Source organism: Streptomyces sp. NPDC056734 (assembly GCF_042790455.1).
Lineage (GTDB): Bacteria > Actinomycetota > Actinomycetes > Streptomycetales > Streptomycetaceae > Streptomyces.
This window is the reverse complement of record NZ_JBHTZD010000021.1, coordinates 70,975-85,645: the sequence shown is the minus strand read 5'-3', so window position 1 is coordinate 85,645 and position 14,671 is coordinate 70,975. Positions and strand designations below refer to the sequence as shown.

At 71.8% G+C, this 14,671-nt stretch carries 12 protein-coding genes; 4 read left to right on the top strand and 8 right to left on the bottom strand.

The window, feature by feature from the left end:
• Nucleotides 1-120: 120 nt before the first annotated feature.
• From ACFRFC_RS29035 to miaA, 4 genes are all read right to left on the bottom strand, one after another.
• Entirely contained in the window at nucleotides 121-2,400 is a 2,280-nt protein-coding gene (locus ACFRFC_RS29035; RefSeq protein ID WP_382692433.1) for a RelA/SpoT family protein, read from the bottom strand.
• Nucleotides 2,401-2,697: 297 nt separating this feature from the next.
• A complete protein-coding gene (gene dapF, locus ACFRFC_RS29030) occupies nucleotides 2,698-3,573 on the bottom strand; it encodes a diaminopimelate epimerase (protein ID WP_382692432.1) in 876 nt (291 codons plus the stop codon).
• A 72-nt stretch (nucleotides 3,574-3,645) separates the two neighbouring features.
• Entirely contained in the window at nucleotides 3,646-4,212 is a 567-nt protein-coding gene (locus tag ACFRFC_RS29025) for a hypothetical protein (protein ID WP_382692431.1), read from the bottom strand.
• 107 nt (nucleotides 4,213-4,319) lie between these two features.
• Nucleotides 4,320-5,258 (bottom strand): tRNA (adenosine(37)-N6)-dimethylallyltransferase MiaA, encoded by a 939-nt coding sequence (gene miaA / locus ACFRFC_RS29020; RefSeq protein ID WP_382692430.1) that lies wholly within the window; start codon nucleotides 5,256-5,258, stop codon nucleotides 4,320-4,322.
• Nucleotides 5,259-5,439: 181 nt separating this feature from the next.
• On the opposite strand from miaA, the gene ACFRFC_RS29015 reads away from it, so the two are divergent.
• Together ACFRFC_RS29015 and ACFRFC_RS29010 are read left to right on the top strand one after the other, a co-directional pair.
• Nucleotides 5,440-5,721, top strand: a complete 282-nt coding sequence (locus ACFRFC_RS29015) for a hypothetical protein (protein WP_382692429.1) — start codon at nucleotides 5,440-5,442, stop codon at nucleotides 5,719-5,721.
• A gap of 25 nt (nucleotides 5,722-5,746) precedes the next feature.
• Entirely contained in the window at nucleotides 5,747-6,148 is a 402-nt protein-coding gene (locus ACFRFC_RS29010) for an antitoxin (RefSeq protein ID WP_382692428.1), read from the top strand.
• A gap of 150 nt (nucleotides 6,149-6,298) precedes the next feature.
• On the opposite strand, the gene ACFRFC_RS29005 is transcribed toward ACFRFC_RS29010, so the two are convergent.
• The 3 genes from ACFRFC_RS29005 to miaB form a co-directional block, all read right to left on the bottom strand.
• Nucleotides 6,299-7,021, bottom strand: a complete 723-nt coding sequence (locus ACFRFC_RS29005) for a class III extradiol dioxygenase subunit B-like domain-containing protein (protein WP_382692427.1) — start codon at nucleotides 7,019-7,021, stop codon at nucleotides 6,299-6,301.
• Between the two features lie 685 nt (nucleotides 7,022-7,706).
• Nucleotides 7,707-7,976, bottom strand: a complete 270-nt coding sequence (locus tag ACFRFC_RS29000) for a hypothetical protein (RefSeq protein ID WP_382692426.1) — start codon at nucleotides 7,974-7,976, stop codon at nucleotides 7,707-7,709.
• A gap of 36 nt (nucleotides 7,977-8,012) precedes the next feature.
• Complete coding sequence (gene miaB, locus ACFRFC_RS28995; protein WP_382692425.1) at nucleotides 8,013-9,539, bottom strand: tRNA (N6-isopentenyl adenosine(37)-C2)-methylthiotransferase MiaB; 1,527 nt, start codon at nucleotides 9,537-9,539, stop codon at nucleotides 8,013-8,015.
• Nucleotides 9,540-10,147: 608 nt separating this feature from the next.
• On the opposite strand from miaB, the gene ACFRFC_RS28990 reads away from it, so the two are divergent.
• A complete protein-coding gene (locus tag ACFRFC_RS28990; protein WP_382692424.1) occupies nucleotides 10,148-11,377 on the top strand; it encodes a ricin-type beta-trefoil lectin domain protein in 1,230 nt (409 codons plus the stop codon).
• A gap of 166 nt (nucleotides 11,378-11,543) precedes the next feature.
• Complete coding sequence (locus ACFRFC_RS28985; RefSeq protein WP_382692423.1) at nucleotides 11,544-13,754, top strand: RICIN domain-containing protein; 2,211 nt, start codon at nucleotides 11,544-11,546, stop codon at nucleotides 13,752-13,754.
• Nucleotides 13,755-13,846: 92 nt separating this feature from the next.
• On the opposite strand, the gene ACFRFC_RS28980 is transcribed toward ACFRFC_RS28985, so the two are convergent.
• Nucleotides 13,847-14,665: an ABC transporter permease gene (locus ACFRFC_RS28980; RefSeq protein WP_382692422.1), complete on the bottom strand. Its 819-nt coding sequence runs from the start codon at nucleotides 14,663-14,665 to the stop codon at nucleotides 13,847-13,849.
• Nucleotides 14,666-14,671 lie beyond the last annotated feature (6 nt).

The window sequence follows — 14,671 nt, the reverse complement described above, 5'->3', positions numbered from 1 at the left end:
CACGGCTATCAGCCGGGCAGGCGCGCGCCGGGGAGGACGCGCGCCGGGCCCACTCGAACGGTCCCTGTCCATCGGGCCCGGGGCACCCGCCCCCCGAGCCCAAGAAGGGGCACCCGCCCCTCAGGAGGCCGCCGCCGCATGCCGTGCCCGGTTCACGTCGAACACCCCCGGCACATTCCGCATCGCGCGCATGAGGGCGGGCAGGTGGGAGGCGTCGGGCAGCTGGACCGTGTACGTGTGCCGGACCTGCTGCTGGCTGGGCGGTTCCACCGTCGCGGAGACGATCTCGGCGCCCTCCAGGGCCATCGCCTCGGTCAGATCGGCCAGCAGATGGGGCCGGACGAACGATTCGGCGACCAGCGTCACCCGGCATTCACTGGACTCGCCCCAGCGCACGCCGATCTCCGCGCGCCCCGCGCTCTTCATCCGGGCCACCGCGGCGCACTCCGCGCGGTGCACGGTCACCACTCCCCCGCGTACCGCGAACCCGGTGACCTCGTCGGGCGGTACGGGCGTACAGCACCCGGCGAGCCGTACCGCGCCGCCGGGCTGGTCGAGGACGACGTTGGCGGCCGGGCGCGTGGACTGCGGCGCGGCGACCACCGCCGTACGCTCCGCCCCCTCGGAAGACGCCCCCTCGGGAGACGCCCCCGACGGAGAGACCCCCGACGAAAACGCCCCTCCCAGAGCCACCCCGGCCAGCGCCTCCGCAGTCACCGCCTCCGGAGGCGCCCCCTCCAGAGCCGCCCTCTCCAAAGCCGCCCCTTCCAGAGCCACCCCGTCCGCCGGGGCCGGATGGGTCGTCAGCCAGCGCTGGATCGCGATCCGCGCGGCGGCGGTGTGGGCGTGGTCCAGCCACTCGCGGGAGGGTTCGGAGGCCGGGTCCTGGCCCATGAGGAGCTGGACGGTGTCGCCGTCCCTGAGGACCGTGCTCAGCGTGGCGAGGCGCCCGTTGACGCGCGCGCCGATGCACGCGTGCGCGTCCTCCCCGTACTGCTCGTAGGCGGCGTCCACACAGCTGGCGCCCTCGGGCAGGCCGAGGGTGCCGCCGTCGGGGCGGAAGACGGTGATCTCGCGGTCCTGGGCGAGATCCTCGCGCAGGGTCGACCAGAAGGTGTCGGGGTCGGGCGCGGCGCGCTGCCAGTCCAGGAGCCGGGAGAGCCAGCCGGGCCGGGTGGGGTCGATGCGCTCGCCCTCGGCCGGGGACTCCTCGGTGCCGGGCGTGTAGGGGTTGCCGAGGGCGACGACTCCGGCCTCGGCGACCTTGTGCATCTGGTGGGTGCGGATGAGCACCTCGACGACCTGTCCGTCGGGACGGGCGACGGCGGTGTGCAGCGACTGGTAGAGGTTGAACTTCGGTACGGCGATGAAATCCTTGAACTCGGACACCACCGGGGTCATACAGGTGTGCAGTTCGCCCAGTACGGCGTAACAGTCGGCGTCCTCCCCCACCAGCACCAGGACCCGCCCGAAGTCGGCGCCCCGCAACTGCCTGCGTTTACGGGACACCCGGTGCACGGAGACGAAGTGGCGGGGCCTGATGAGGACTTCGGCGGGGATGTCGGCGTCCTGGAGCACCGCGCGGACGTCGCCGACGACCTCGGCGAGCGGATCGGCCGCGCGGGCGTCGTTCGCGGCGATCAACTCCCGGGTGTGCGTGTACTCCTCGCGGTGCAGGATCGCGAAGACCAGGTCCTCCAGCTCGGTCTTGAGCGCCTGGACGCCGAGCCGTTCGGCGAGCGGGATGAGGACATCGCGGGTGACCTTGGCGATACGGGCCTGCTTCTCGGGGCGCATCACCCCGAGCGTGCGCATGTTGTGCAGCCGGTCGGCGAGTTTGATCGACATCACACGGACGTCGTTGCCGGTGGCGACCAGCATCTTGCGGAAGGTCTCGGGCTCGGCGGCGGCCCCGTAGTCGACCTTCTCCAGTTTGGTGACGCCGTCGACCAGGTAGCGGACCTCCTTGCCGAACTCCGTGCCGACCTGGTCGAGCGTCACATCCGTGTCCTCGACGGTGTCGTGGAGCAGGGAGGCGGTCAACGTCGTGGTCTCGGCGCCGAGTTCGGCGAGGATGAGGGTCACGGCGAGGGGGTGGGTGATGTACGGCTCGCCGCTCTTGCGCATCTGGCCGCGGTGCGAGGACTCGGCCAGGACGTAGGCCCTGCGCAGGGGTTCGAGGTCGGCGTCGGGATGGTGGGCGCGATGGGCGTCCACGACATGGCCGATGGCGTCGGGCAGCCGGTCGCGGGCGGGTGAGCCGAGCAGGGCGCGCTGGCCGAGCCGACGCAGGTCGATCCGGGGTCGGGCCTTCCTGCGGGCGGTCTGGCCGGTTGCGGGGCCGTACACGGGGTCCGTGATCGGGCCTGGGGTCGCGGGGTTCGTGGCCTCCGCACTCATGGGCACCTCCGGCTGCGTCGACCGGCGGACGGGCTGCCCCATGGCGGACACGGGCTCAGGGGGTGACGACCGTCCCCCGTCCGGGCCGGTGCTTGATGCTACCGAGCCCACCACGCCCGGCAGACCGCCTCCGGCCGAGCGTGAAACGGATCACCCATTCGAGCGACCGCGGCGAGGTTTGGCTGAGCGTCGGCTGTGAACGGACGGGCGTGCGCGCTCGCACACCGATTCCGGACCGGCACGCCCGCGCGCGAGACCCCGGCGGCGTCCGGGCGGACCCGCGCGGTGGAGCCCCCGTCAACTCCGGCCCACCACACCCCCGAGCCACTCCCCGTCGATCTCCCCCTGCGCCACGATCACCGCGGGGCCGGTCATCTCGATCTCGCCGTCCGGGTGTTCGGTGATCACCAGCCGGCCGCCGGGGACATCCACGGTGTACGTCACCGGAGTCCCGGTGAGTGACGGGTCGGCGCCGTCGCGGCGGGCGGCGGCCACGGCGACCGCGCACGCGCCGGTGCCGCAGGAGCGGGTCTCCCCGGAGCCGCGCTCGTGCACCCGCATCGCCACATGACGCGGGCCCCGGTCGGCCACGAACTCCACGTTCACCCCGTCCGGGTACGCGGCGGCCGGGCCGAACGGCGGCGGCGTGCGCAGCTCCCCGGCGTGGTCGAGATCGGTGACGAAGGCCACCGCGTGCGGGTTGCCCATGTTGACGTTGCGCGCGGGCCACGCGCGCTCGCCGACGCGCACGGTCACCTCGCCCTCGGGCAGCCGGGCGCGGCCCATGCCGACGGTGATGTCACCGTCCTTGGCGAGGTGCACCCGCTTGACGCCCCCGCGCGTGGCGACCGCGAGGTCACCCTCGGTGACCAGCCCGGCGTGCTGGAGGTAGCGGGCGAAGACCCGGACGCCGTTGCCGCACATCTCGGCGATCGAGCCGTCGGCGTTGCGGTAGTCCATGAACCACTCCGCCTCGGCCGCCGTCCCCCGGGCCTCGGGGTGCGCGGCGGAGCGCACCACGTGCAGCAGTCCGTCGCCGCCGATGCCCGCGCGGCGGTCGCACAGGGCGGCGACGGCGGCCGGGGGAAGGTCGAGGGCGTTCTCGGGGTCCGGGACGATCACGAAGTCGTTCTCGGTGCCGTGCCCCTTGAGGAAGGCGATCCGCGTGCTCATCCCTCGATCGTACGGGGCCCCTGCGCGGGCCGTGCCCGGTGCGCGTCGGTCCCGCGCACCGCCCGGGACCGCTCAGCGCAGCCGGGCCACGCGCCACACCGCGAGCACCACGACCGCGGCCACCAGCACCGCGTACGCCAGGGCGATCCGCCAGTCCGGGCGTTTGCCGGAACCACGCTGGGGCAGGCCGGGCCAGGAGTGGCCGACGCGGCGGGCGGCCATCATGCCCCAGCCGGCGGCGCAGGAGCAGATCAGCAGGCCCAGCATCGCGATCACGGCCCCGCTGTCGCCGAAGTCGAAGGCGAGCGGGAAGGCGAACATCAGGGAGCCGAGCGCGGCCAGGGCGACGATGGGGGCGAGCTGCCAGATCCGCAGCCTGCGCTGGGGGCGCAGCTCGACCTCGACCTCGGGGCCGCCCGCGAACATCTCCTCGGGCTCCGGTCCGTCCTGGCTGACCACGTCGGCGCTGTCATCGGGCCCGTCAGGGGTCAGATCGAGGCTCAGATCGGGGCTCGGGTCGAGGCTCGGATCGAGGCTCGGATCGGGGCCCGGAAGAAGATCGTCCGGATCCGGTCGGCCGCGGTCCGCGGCGGTGACGGGTTCGGTGTCTTGTGCGGTGTCGCGAGGGCCGGCCTCCATCGCCACGCGCCCTCCCAACTCGGACTCCACTGGTCGATCGAAGCTCGATGATGGCACGGTCCCGAACGCCCGGATGACGGCCTGGGCGTCCCGATGCCAGGACGTGATCAGGCTGTGACCGGTCGTTCGACCAACGCCAGTGCGAGCCGGGGAAGTTCCCGGAGGTCCGCCGCGGCCCCACTGAGCCAATGCACCCGGGGATCGCGCCTGAACCATGAATCCTGGCGGCGCGCGAAGCGCTTGGTGGCCCGGACGGTCTCCGCGCGGGCCTCCTCCATGGAGCACTCCCCGGCGAGCGCGGCGAGGACCTGCTGGTAGCCCAGGGCCCGTGAGGCCGTACGCCCGTCGCGCAACCCCTGCGCCTGGAGTGCGCGCACTTCGTGGACCAGTCCGGCCTCCCACATGCGGTCGACCCGGCGGGCGATGCGTTCGTCCAGCTCGGGACGGGCCACGTCGACGCCGATCTGCACGGTGTCGTAGACCGAGTCATGGCCGGGAAGGTTCGCCGTGAAGGGCCGGCCGGTGATCTCGATCACCTCCAGCGCGCGGACGATACGGCGGCCGTTGCTCGGCAGGATCGCCCGGGCGGCCTCGGGATCGGCGACGGCGAGGCAGGCGTGCAGCGCCCCGGAGCCGCGCAGCACCAGTTCCTCCTCCAGGCGGGCGCGCACGCCGGGGTCGGTGCCGGGGAACTCCAGGTTGTCCACGGCCCCGCGGACGTAGAGTCCGGAGCCGCCGACCAGGACCGGCCAGCGGCCCTCGGTGAGCAGCGCGTCGATACGGGCGCGCGCCAGCCGCTGGTACTCGGCGACGGAGGCCGTGACGGTGATGTCCCAGATGTCGAGCAGATGGTGCGGTACGCCGTCCCGCTCCCGGGGCGTCAGCTTGGCGGTGCCGATGTCCATCCCCCGGTACAGCTGCATGGAGTCGGCGTTGACGACCTCACCTCCGAGCTGCTGGGCGAGGTGGACGCCCAGATCGGACTTTCCGGCCGCGGTGGGGCCGACGACGGCGATGACTCGGGGGGCGGGGGGTGCGCTGCTCACGGGACCAGTCTCGCAAACCTCCCACCGGGCCCTCGAACGAGTTACGTGACGGGCGGGGTGCGGGGTCGTTGCCCGATGCGAGGTTTCGCCGCCTTCGTGAAGGGGCGGTGCCCCGGGCGGCGCAATCGGACGCACCGGGTGACGCGGGATTTCCCCCGCACGAGTAACGTATGGAGTGGATATGGGCGTTTTTGCGCGACTTCTTCGGAGGTCCAAGGCCACTGAGGAGGCCGCCTCGGAGGAGGCGTCGACCACTGCGGCTCCGGCCGCGGAGGCGGTTGCTCAGACCGTGGTGGAAGAGGCCGGCGAGGCGGCGGCGCCGACGGGTTCGGACGAGGTGGCGACCGGGGAGCCGGCGGCGCGGGACGCCGGGGGCCGGGCGACCGCCAGTGTCGAGATTCCCAAGCAGCAGTCCGCCGAGCAGGCGGCCGACAATGACGCCGACGAAGGCGCCCGTACATGATCGGGCCCGCGAGGGAAGGTGGACCATGGGTCTCCTGGACAGTTTGAAGGCCAAGCTCGCCCCGGCCAAGGACAAGGTGTCGGACCTCGCGCAGCAGCACGGGGACAAGGTGACGCACGGCATCGACAAGGCCGCGAAGGCCGTCGACGAGCGGACCAAGGGCAAGTACAGCGAGAAGATCCATACCGGTACGGACAAGGCCAAGGGCGCCATGGACCGCCTCGCGCACAAGGAGGGCCAAGAGGGCACCGCCGGTGCGGGACACCCCGGCACCCCCGGAGCGGCGGGCACCACGGGCAACGCCGGTGACCCCGGCAGCACGGGTTCCACCGGCGGTTCAGGTTCAGGTACAGGTACAGGTACTACAGGCACCCCCGGGTCAGGTGGCGGCACCCCGCCCCCCGACTCCGCACCACCCGCCTCCTGAGGCGACGGCACACCCACCGGCGGACGGACGGCCGCGGAGCCTGTGCGCTCCCGGCCGTCGGCCGTTCTTCCGCGCCGCCTACGCAGTGGCCCGCACCCTCGCACCGGCGGCCCCGCTGACCCGGCCCCCGCCGCCAGCCCCAGGCCGGCGCTAGCTCCAGGTCGCCACCAGGTACCCCACCCCGTACGGCGCCTCGTCGTACAGCAGGTCGCCGGAGAGTCCCGCGTCCTGCGCCGCTCCCGCCAGCACCTGCCAAGGGGCCCGGCCGGATGCCTTCAGCCCGCGGGACAGGCCGGGGTCCAGCGCCGCGAGGGCCGCCCCGTCGGCCGCATCCAGCGCGCGGGCGACCTCCGCGTCGTACGGCTGCGCGCGCTCGTCGAGATAGCCCGGCGCCTTGAGTGTGCGGCAGGCGCTGGCGTCGCCCATCACCAGCAGCGCGACCCGCTCGCCGGGCGCCGCCACGATCTCCCTCCCGATCTGGATACACCGCTCGGCGGCAAGTGGTTCCGCCACGGCGAGTCCCTCGATCGGGGCATCCGCCCACCCGGTCCGCTCCAGCAGCCAGGCCGCGACGGCGAGGGAAGCAGGCAGCGGTCGGGCCGGATCAGCGGGGGCGGGCCGCTCCCGTCCGAGCCGTACGGTGGCGTCCACCCCGAAGCCGTGGAAGGAACCCCGGCTGCCCTCCGCGTACGTCCCGGATTCCGCTTCCTCCACCGGGCCGATCACCACCAGCCGGTCGGGGCGGGCCGCCGCCAGGACGCCGAGCGCGTCCACGCAGGCGGCGCGGGCGGCGTCCAGTTCGGGCGCGGCACCCGAGGCGACCTCGGGCACCAGCAGCGGCGGACAGGGGCAGACGGCGGCGGCGACAAGCATGACCGGCAGGGTAACCCCGCCGAACGGCCGGGTACCGGGGAGGTCCCTCACATGGACGTCCGCCGGAGTCCCGCGCCCGCCCCGCACGGGAACCCCCGCCGGACGGCCGGGATGTCGCGGCGGCCCGCCACAAAGACCCACCGGACGGCCGGACGCCCACGCACAGCCCCCAGACGAACCGTCGGCAGACCGCCAGAGTCCCGTGGAGGTCCGCCGCAAAAGCCCACCGGAACGCCGGACTCCCACGCACAACCCCCACACGCCGCCGAGCCGTCCGGGTCCCGCGCAGAACCGCCACAGGGACCTCCGCTGGACTCCCGCGCACGCCCCGCACGGGAACTCCTGCCGGACCGCCGGGATCTCACAGCCGCCCACCACAAAAGCCCACCAGACCGCCGGACTCCCACGCACCGCCCCCACACGAACCCCCGCCAGACCGCCGGAGTCCCGCGCAGAACCGCCACAGGGACCTCCGCCGGAGTCCCGCGCACGCCCCACACAGGAACCCCCGCCGGACCGCCGGGATCTCGCAGCCGCCCACCACAAAAGCCCACCAGACCGCCGGACTCCCACCCACAGCCCCCGCACGGATCCCCGCCGACCGCCAAGTCCCACGCACGCCCGCCGCGAGGACCGTCGGAGTCCCGTGCCCCCGCCATCAGAACCCCCGGAGGGGCCCCGTGTGTCAGTCCTCGATGAGTACGTCCGTCAGGTCGATCAGGGTGAGGAGGAGGATCACGAGTTTGCCGTCGCTGATCACGTACTCGACGAAGAGGTTGCGGGAGAGGGCGATCTCACGGGTGGCGTCGTCGCCGCGCACCGGGTGGGAGAGCTTGTGCCGTGGGTCGGTCACCAGTATGGCCAGGCCGCGCTCCAGCACCTCGCGCCGGTCGGCGGACAGGCTGTCGCGCACTTCGGCGGCCTCTTCGGTGAACGCAATGCGGTACGGCAACATGGGACGGCTCCCTTCCGACCGCATTGTGGCAGTCCCTCAGTCGTGGCCGCAGCCGCCCGAGGAGACCGGCAGCGGCTCCGGGACGCCGATCTTGGGCAGGCCCAGCAGCACGCCCGCCGGCTTGGCGGCCACGGCCGTGCTGCGCTTCTCCCAGGCGTCGCCCGCGCGGGTGCGGCGGACCCCTCGGACCTCGCCCTCGGCGAGCAGGTGGTGCGGGGCGGCGTAGGTGATCTCGACCGTTGCCACGTCGCCGGGGCGGACCTCTCCGGCGGGCTTGGTGAAGTGGACCAGGCGGTTGTCGGGGGCGCGGCCGGACAGACGGTGGGTGGCGCCGTCCTTGCGGCCCTCGCCCTCGGCGACCATCAGGTCGAGCGTGCGGCCGACCTGCCGCTTGTTCTCGTCCCAGGAGATCTGTTCCTGGAGGGCGACCAGCCGCTCGTAGCGCTCCTGGACGGTCTTCTTGGGGATCTGGCCGTCCATGGTGGCGGCGGGGGTGCCGGGGCGCTTGGAGTACTGGAAGGTGAACGCCTGGGCGAAGCGGGCCTCGCGGACCACGTGCAGGGTCTGCTCGAAGTCGTCCTCGGTCTCGCCGGGGAAGCCGACGATGATGTCCGTGGTGATCGCCGCCTGCGGGATGGCCGCGCGGACCTTCTCGATGATCCCGAGGTAGCGGTCCTGGCGGTAGGAGCGGCGCATCGCCCGCAGGACCGGGTCCGAGCCGGACTGGAGCGGCATGTGGAGCTGCGGCATGACGTTGGAGGTCTCGGCCATCGCCGCGATCACGTCGTCCGTGAAGTCCTTGGGGTGGGGCGAGGTGAAGCGGACCCGCTCCAGGCCGTCGATCCCGCCGCACGCCCGCAGCAGCTTGCCGAACGCCTCACGGTCGCCGATGTCACTGCCGTACGCGTTGACGTTCTGGCCGAGCAGGGTGATCTCGCTGACGCCCTCGGCGACCAGGGCCTCGACCTCGGCGAGGACATCACCGGGGCGGCGGTCCTTCTCCTTGCCGCGCAGGGCCGGGACGATGCAGAAGGTGCAGGTGTTGTTGCAGCCGACGGAGATCGAGACCCAGGCCGCGTACGCGCTCTCGCGGCGGGTCGGCAGGGTGGACGGGAACGCCTCCAGGGACTCGGCGATCTCGACCTGCGCCTCCTCCTGCACGCGGGCGCGCTCCAGGAGCACCGGGAGCTTGCCGATGTTGTGCGTGCCGAAGACGACGTCGACCCAGGGGGCCCGCTTCACGATGGTGTCGCGGTCCTTCTGCGCCAGGCAGCCGCCGACGGCGATCTGCATGCCGGGACGCCTGGTCTTCATCGGGGCGAGGCGGCCGAGGTTGCCGTACAGCCGGTTGTCGGCGTTCTCGCGGACCGCGCAGGTGTTGAAGACGACCACGTCGGCGTCGCCGTCGGCGCCCTCGGGGGCGCGGACGTACCCGGCGTCCTCCAGCAGACCGGACAATCGCTCCGAGTCGTGCACGTTCATCTGACACCCGTAGGTGCGGATCTCGTACGTCGGATGTCCTTGAGCTTCCACTGCCGTGCTCCGGTCGCCGCTGCTGGTCATGCCTTAAAGGGTAGGCGGTCCGTCGGCGGGCTCGTCCCTGGGTTTCCCGGGCGTCCGCCCGCCCCAGCCCCGCAGGGCGGCGGCCGGGGTGATCGCGCGCCGACGCAGTGATCGCGATGGTGAACACGCCGTCACCGAAGACCGCGAGACGCTGGGGGGACGGAGGGGCGGCGCGGTGGGGGGCGCCGGGCGGGCGGTGGGTCATGTCGGCGGCAGCAAGGGGGCGCGGCAAAGGCTGAGGCAAGGGCAGTGATGGCATCAAGGGGGCGGGGCAGAGGCGGTGGCACAGGCGGTGGTGAGGGCTGTGGCAAGGGTCGTGGGGGGGCTCGGCACGACGGCTGTACCACGACGGCTGTACCACGCCGTGCCGTTGCCTCCAGCGAACGTCGGGGCCGGGGGGAGGGAAGGGACCCTCAGGGCGGCACATCGGCGCGGGGGTGGGCGGGCGGCCCGGAAACGGCCTTCCCTCACTTCTTACTTCACATCTTGACGGAAGTGGTCCGGACCTTTAGCTTCACCGAGCGACCCTCGTCCCGTGGGGGCGCCCGGCCGTTCGGAAGGTGAACACGGCCCCGCGCGCCCGCCCTCGCGAAAGGCCACCCCCCACCATGGCCAGAGCAAGGTCCGTCCCACTCGCCGCCGCCGTCGCGGCCACCGCCCTCACGCTCGCCGCCGGTCTCCTCACCGCCTCCCCCGCCCGGGCGGCGACCGGCGCCATCACCGGTCTCGCGGGCACATGCCTCGACGTCGCCGGGGCCAACTCCGCCGACGGCACCCCCGTACAGCTCTACGACTGCGACGGCACCGCCGCTCAGCGGTGGACCACCGGCACCGACGGGACCGTCCGGGCGCTCGGCAAGTGCCTCGATGTCACCGGCAACAACCCGGCCAGCGGCACCCGCGCGCAGCTCTGGAGCTGTACCGGCGCCGCCCATCAGAAGTGGACCGCGCCCGCGCCCGGCGACCCCGGCACCTCGGCGCCGATGGCGGTGGCGCCGTACCTCTACAACGGCTGGGGCGGTCCGCCGAGTCCGACGACGATCACCGCCGCGACCGGCGTGAAGTGGTTCACGCCGGCCTTCGTGCTGAGCAACGGCTACTGCGACCCGCGGTGGGACGGCTCGCGGGCACTGACCAGCGGCGTCGACCAGCAGACCATCGCTACCGTGCGGGCGAACGGCGGCGATGTCATCCCGTCCTTCGGCGGCTGGAGCGGCAACAAGCTGGAGAGTTCGTGCGCCACCGCGAGTGAGCCGGCCGCCTATCAGCGGGTGATCAGCGCCTACGGGCTGGCGGCGATCGACATCGAGGCCGCCGCCTACGACAGCCCGGACGTGCAGCAGCGCACGGTGGACGCGCTGAAGACGGTCAAGGCCGCCAACCCTGGCCTCAAGGTGTACGTCACCATCGGCACCGGGCAGAGCGGGCCCGACACCGGTCTGATCAACCGGGCGGCCTCCTCGGGGCTGACCGTCGACGGCTGGACGATCATGCCGTTCAACTTCGGCGGCGCCGGACAGAACATGGGCGAGCTGTCCGTGCAGGCGGCCGAGGGGCTCAAGAACGCGCTGAAGGCCGCGTACGGCTACAGCGACGACCAGGCGTACCGGTCCATGGGGATCTCCTCCATGAACGGGATCACCGATCAGAACGAGACCGTCACCGTCGCCGACTTCCGGACCATGCTCGCCCACGCCCAGCAGCACCATCTGGCCCGGCTGACCTTCTGGTCCGCCAACCGCGACCGGCCCTGCACCGGCGGCCCCGCCGACAGCTGTTCCGGCGTCGGACAGTCGGACTGGGACTACACCCGGGTGTTCGCCGCGTACACCGGCTGACCTGAACTGGCCTGAACTGGATCGGTCTGGCCTGGTCTGGTCTGACCTGGCCTCCTTTGCGCCCCCCACGGCATCTCCACCCGCACCGCACCCGCGCACCCGCGCACCCGCACCCCCCACCCCCCTTCCCCCATCCCCTGAGCCGATCCGTCGCTGAGGAGAACACGTGTTCCTTCTTTCGCGCCCCTCTCGCAAGGGGCACCGCAGATCACTGGCCGCCGGTCTGGTCGTCGCGGCCGCCGCCTCCTTCCTCACGGCCGCCCCGGCGCCGTCCGCCTCCGCCGCCGAGGCGGCACTGCCCACCGGCTGGGCGACCGTCATGAACGCCGCGAGCGGCCGTTGCCTGGATGCGCGGGCGGCCGGTACGGCCAACGGCACGGCCGTGCAGCAGTACGCCTGCAACAGCAGCAACGCCCAGCAGTGGTCGTTCACGGCCACCACCAACGGCTATGTCCGGATCAACAACCGCAACAACGCGGCCCAGGTGGTGGACGTCTCCGGGGTGTCGACCGCCGACAACGCCGCCGTGCATCTGTGGGGCTACGGCGGTGGCAACAATCAGCAGTGGCTGCCGGTCGACGAGGGCGGCGGCGCCTATCACTTCGTGAACCGCAACAGCGGCAAGTGCCTGGACGTGCCGTCGGCGTCGACGGCCGACAGTGTGCAGCTGGTGCAGTACACCTGCAACGGCAGTGCCGCCCAGCGGTTCCAGGTGGTGCCGGTGGAGCAGACGGCGGTCAATCCCGACCTCGGCCCGAATGTCGTCGTCTTCGATCCGTCGATGTCGGCGGCGACCATCCAGAGCCGGCTGAACACCATCTTCCAGCAGCAGGAGACCAACCAGTTCGGCTCACAGCGGTACGCGGTGATGTTCAAGCCGGGCTCCTACAACGCGGACGTCAACGTCGGCTTCTACACGCAGGTCGCCGGGCTCGGGCTGTCGCCGGACGCGGTGAACATCAACGGGGCCGTGCATGTGGAGGCGGACTGGTTCCCGCCGCAGAACGCCACCCAGAACTTCTGGCGGGGCGCGGAGAACCTGTCGGTGAATCCGACCGGCGGCACGGACCGCTGGTCGGTGTCCCAGGCGTCGGCGTACCGGCGGATGCATGTGCGGGGCAATCTGGAGCTGAGCGACGGCGGCTGGTCCAGCGGCGGTTTCATGGCCGACACCAAGATCGACGGCCAGGTCAACTCCGGTACGCAGCAGCAGTGGCTGACCCGTAACTCGCAGCTCGGCGGCTGGACCGGCTCCAACTGGAACATGGTCTTCGTCGGCAGCCAGGGCGTCCCCGCGACCAGCTTCCCGAGCCCGCCCTACACGACGGTCGCGCAGACCCCGGTGGTCCGGGAGAAGCCCTTCCTGTACGTGGACGGAAACGGCGCCTATCAGGTGTTCGTGCCCGCGCTGCGGTCCAACTCGACGGCGACGACCTGGGTGGGCGGCACGGCGGCCGGGAGTTCGCTGCCGATCGACCAGTTCTACATCGTCAAGCCGGGCGCGACGGCGGCCGACATCAACGCGGCGCTGGCGGCGGGCAAGAACCTGCTGGTCACACCCGGGGTCTACCACCTCAACCAGACCCTCCAGATCAACCGGCCCGACACCGTCGTCCTCGGCCTGGGTCTCGCCACCTTCATCCCGGACAACGGCATCACCGCGATGCGCGTCGCCGACGTCGACGGCGTGAAGGTCGCCGGGATCCTCTTCGACGCGGGCACCACCAACTCGGCCACCCTCATGGAGGTCGGCCCGGCGGGCTCCTCCGCCTCCCACGCGGCCAACCCCACCAGCCTGCACGACGTGTACTTCCGCGTCGGCGGCGCCGCCGTCGGCAAGGCCACCACCAGCCTGGTCGTCAACAGCGACAACGTCATCGGCGACCACCTGTGGATCTGGCGCGGCGACCACGGCACCGGCATCGGCTGGAACAGCAACACCGGCGACACCGGACTCATCGTCAACGGCGACAACGTCACCATGTACGGCCTGTTCGTCGAGCACTACCAGAAGTACCAGACCATCTGGAACGGCAACGGCGGCCGGACGTACTTCTACCAGAACGAAATGCCCTACGACCCACCCAACCAGGCCGCCTGGATGAACGGCACGACCCAGGGCTACGCCGCCTACAAGGTCGCGAACACGGTCACCAGCCACCAGGTCTACGGCTTCGGCAGCTACTGCTACTTCAATGTCAATCCGGCCGTCGCGGCGGAGCGGGCGATCGAGGCGCCGGTCAACGCGAACGTCCGCTTCACCAGCATGGTGACCGTCTCCCTGGGCGGCGTCGGCACGATCCGCCGGGTCATCAACGACAGCGGCGGGCCCTCGAACTCCACCACCAACGTCGCCAACCTCACCAGTTATCCATGAGCCGCCGGTGAGCTGTTCATGAGCCGCTCATGACCTCGGCCCCCGTCCGGAGTGCGCCGGACGGGGGCCGAGGTGTCCTCAGGGCGAGGCGGTCAGTTCTGCCACTTCAGGGCGCGCTTCTCGAAGGCGCCGATGATCGCGCTGCCCGCCACCACCATGGCCACGATGATGACCAGCGCGGCGAACAGGCCGGCCGGGTCGAACTGCTGGGTCGCGGTCATGGAGTAGTAGCCGAGGCCCTCGTCGGCCGAGATGAACTCGCCGGCGATGACACCGATCATCGCGAACGACACCCCGGCCTTGAGACCGGCGAACAGCGGCACGGCGACCGAGGGCACGACCACCTTGCGCACCACGTACATCCGGGAGGCGCCCATGGCGCGGGCCACCTCGACTAGGGGGCGTGGCACATTGCGCATGCCCGAGTAGACGTTGAAGAACACCAGGAAGAACACGATCATGCTGGCGATCGCGACCTTCGAGCCCATGCCCAGGCCGAACCAGAGCAGCATCATCGGCGCCAGGGCGACCTTGGGGATGCCGTTGATGGCGTTCAGGATCGGCTCCAGGATCTCACCGACGATCTTCACCGCGCCGAGCGCCCAGCCCAGGACGGCGCCGCAGCCCGCGCCGAGCGACCAGCCCAGGACCAGTTCCTGAGCGGTGATCAGGGTGTGGCGGTGCATCGCGCTGTCACCGCTGACCTCGACCAGTTTGACGATCACGTCGATCGGGTTGCTGATCAGGAAGTAGTCGATCCACCGGCCGCTGACCAATTGCCAGACGCCCAGGATCAGCAGGACGACGCCCAGTTGCCCGGCGATCACGAGCATGCCGTGGCGTCCGCGCGGTCGCCCGGTCTTCTGCCGGACGACCCGGCCCCGCCGCATGGCGGGTTCTTCGAAAGACATCGCGCT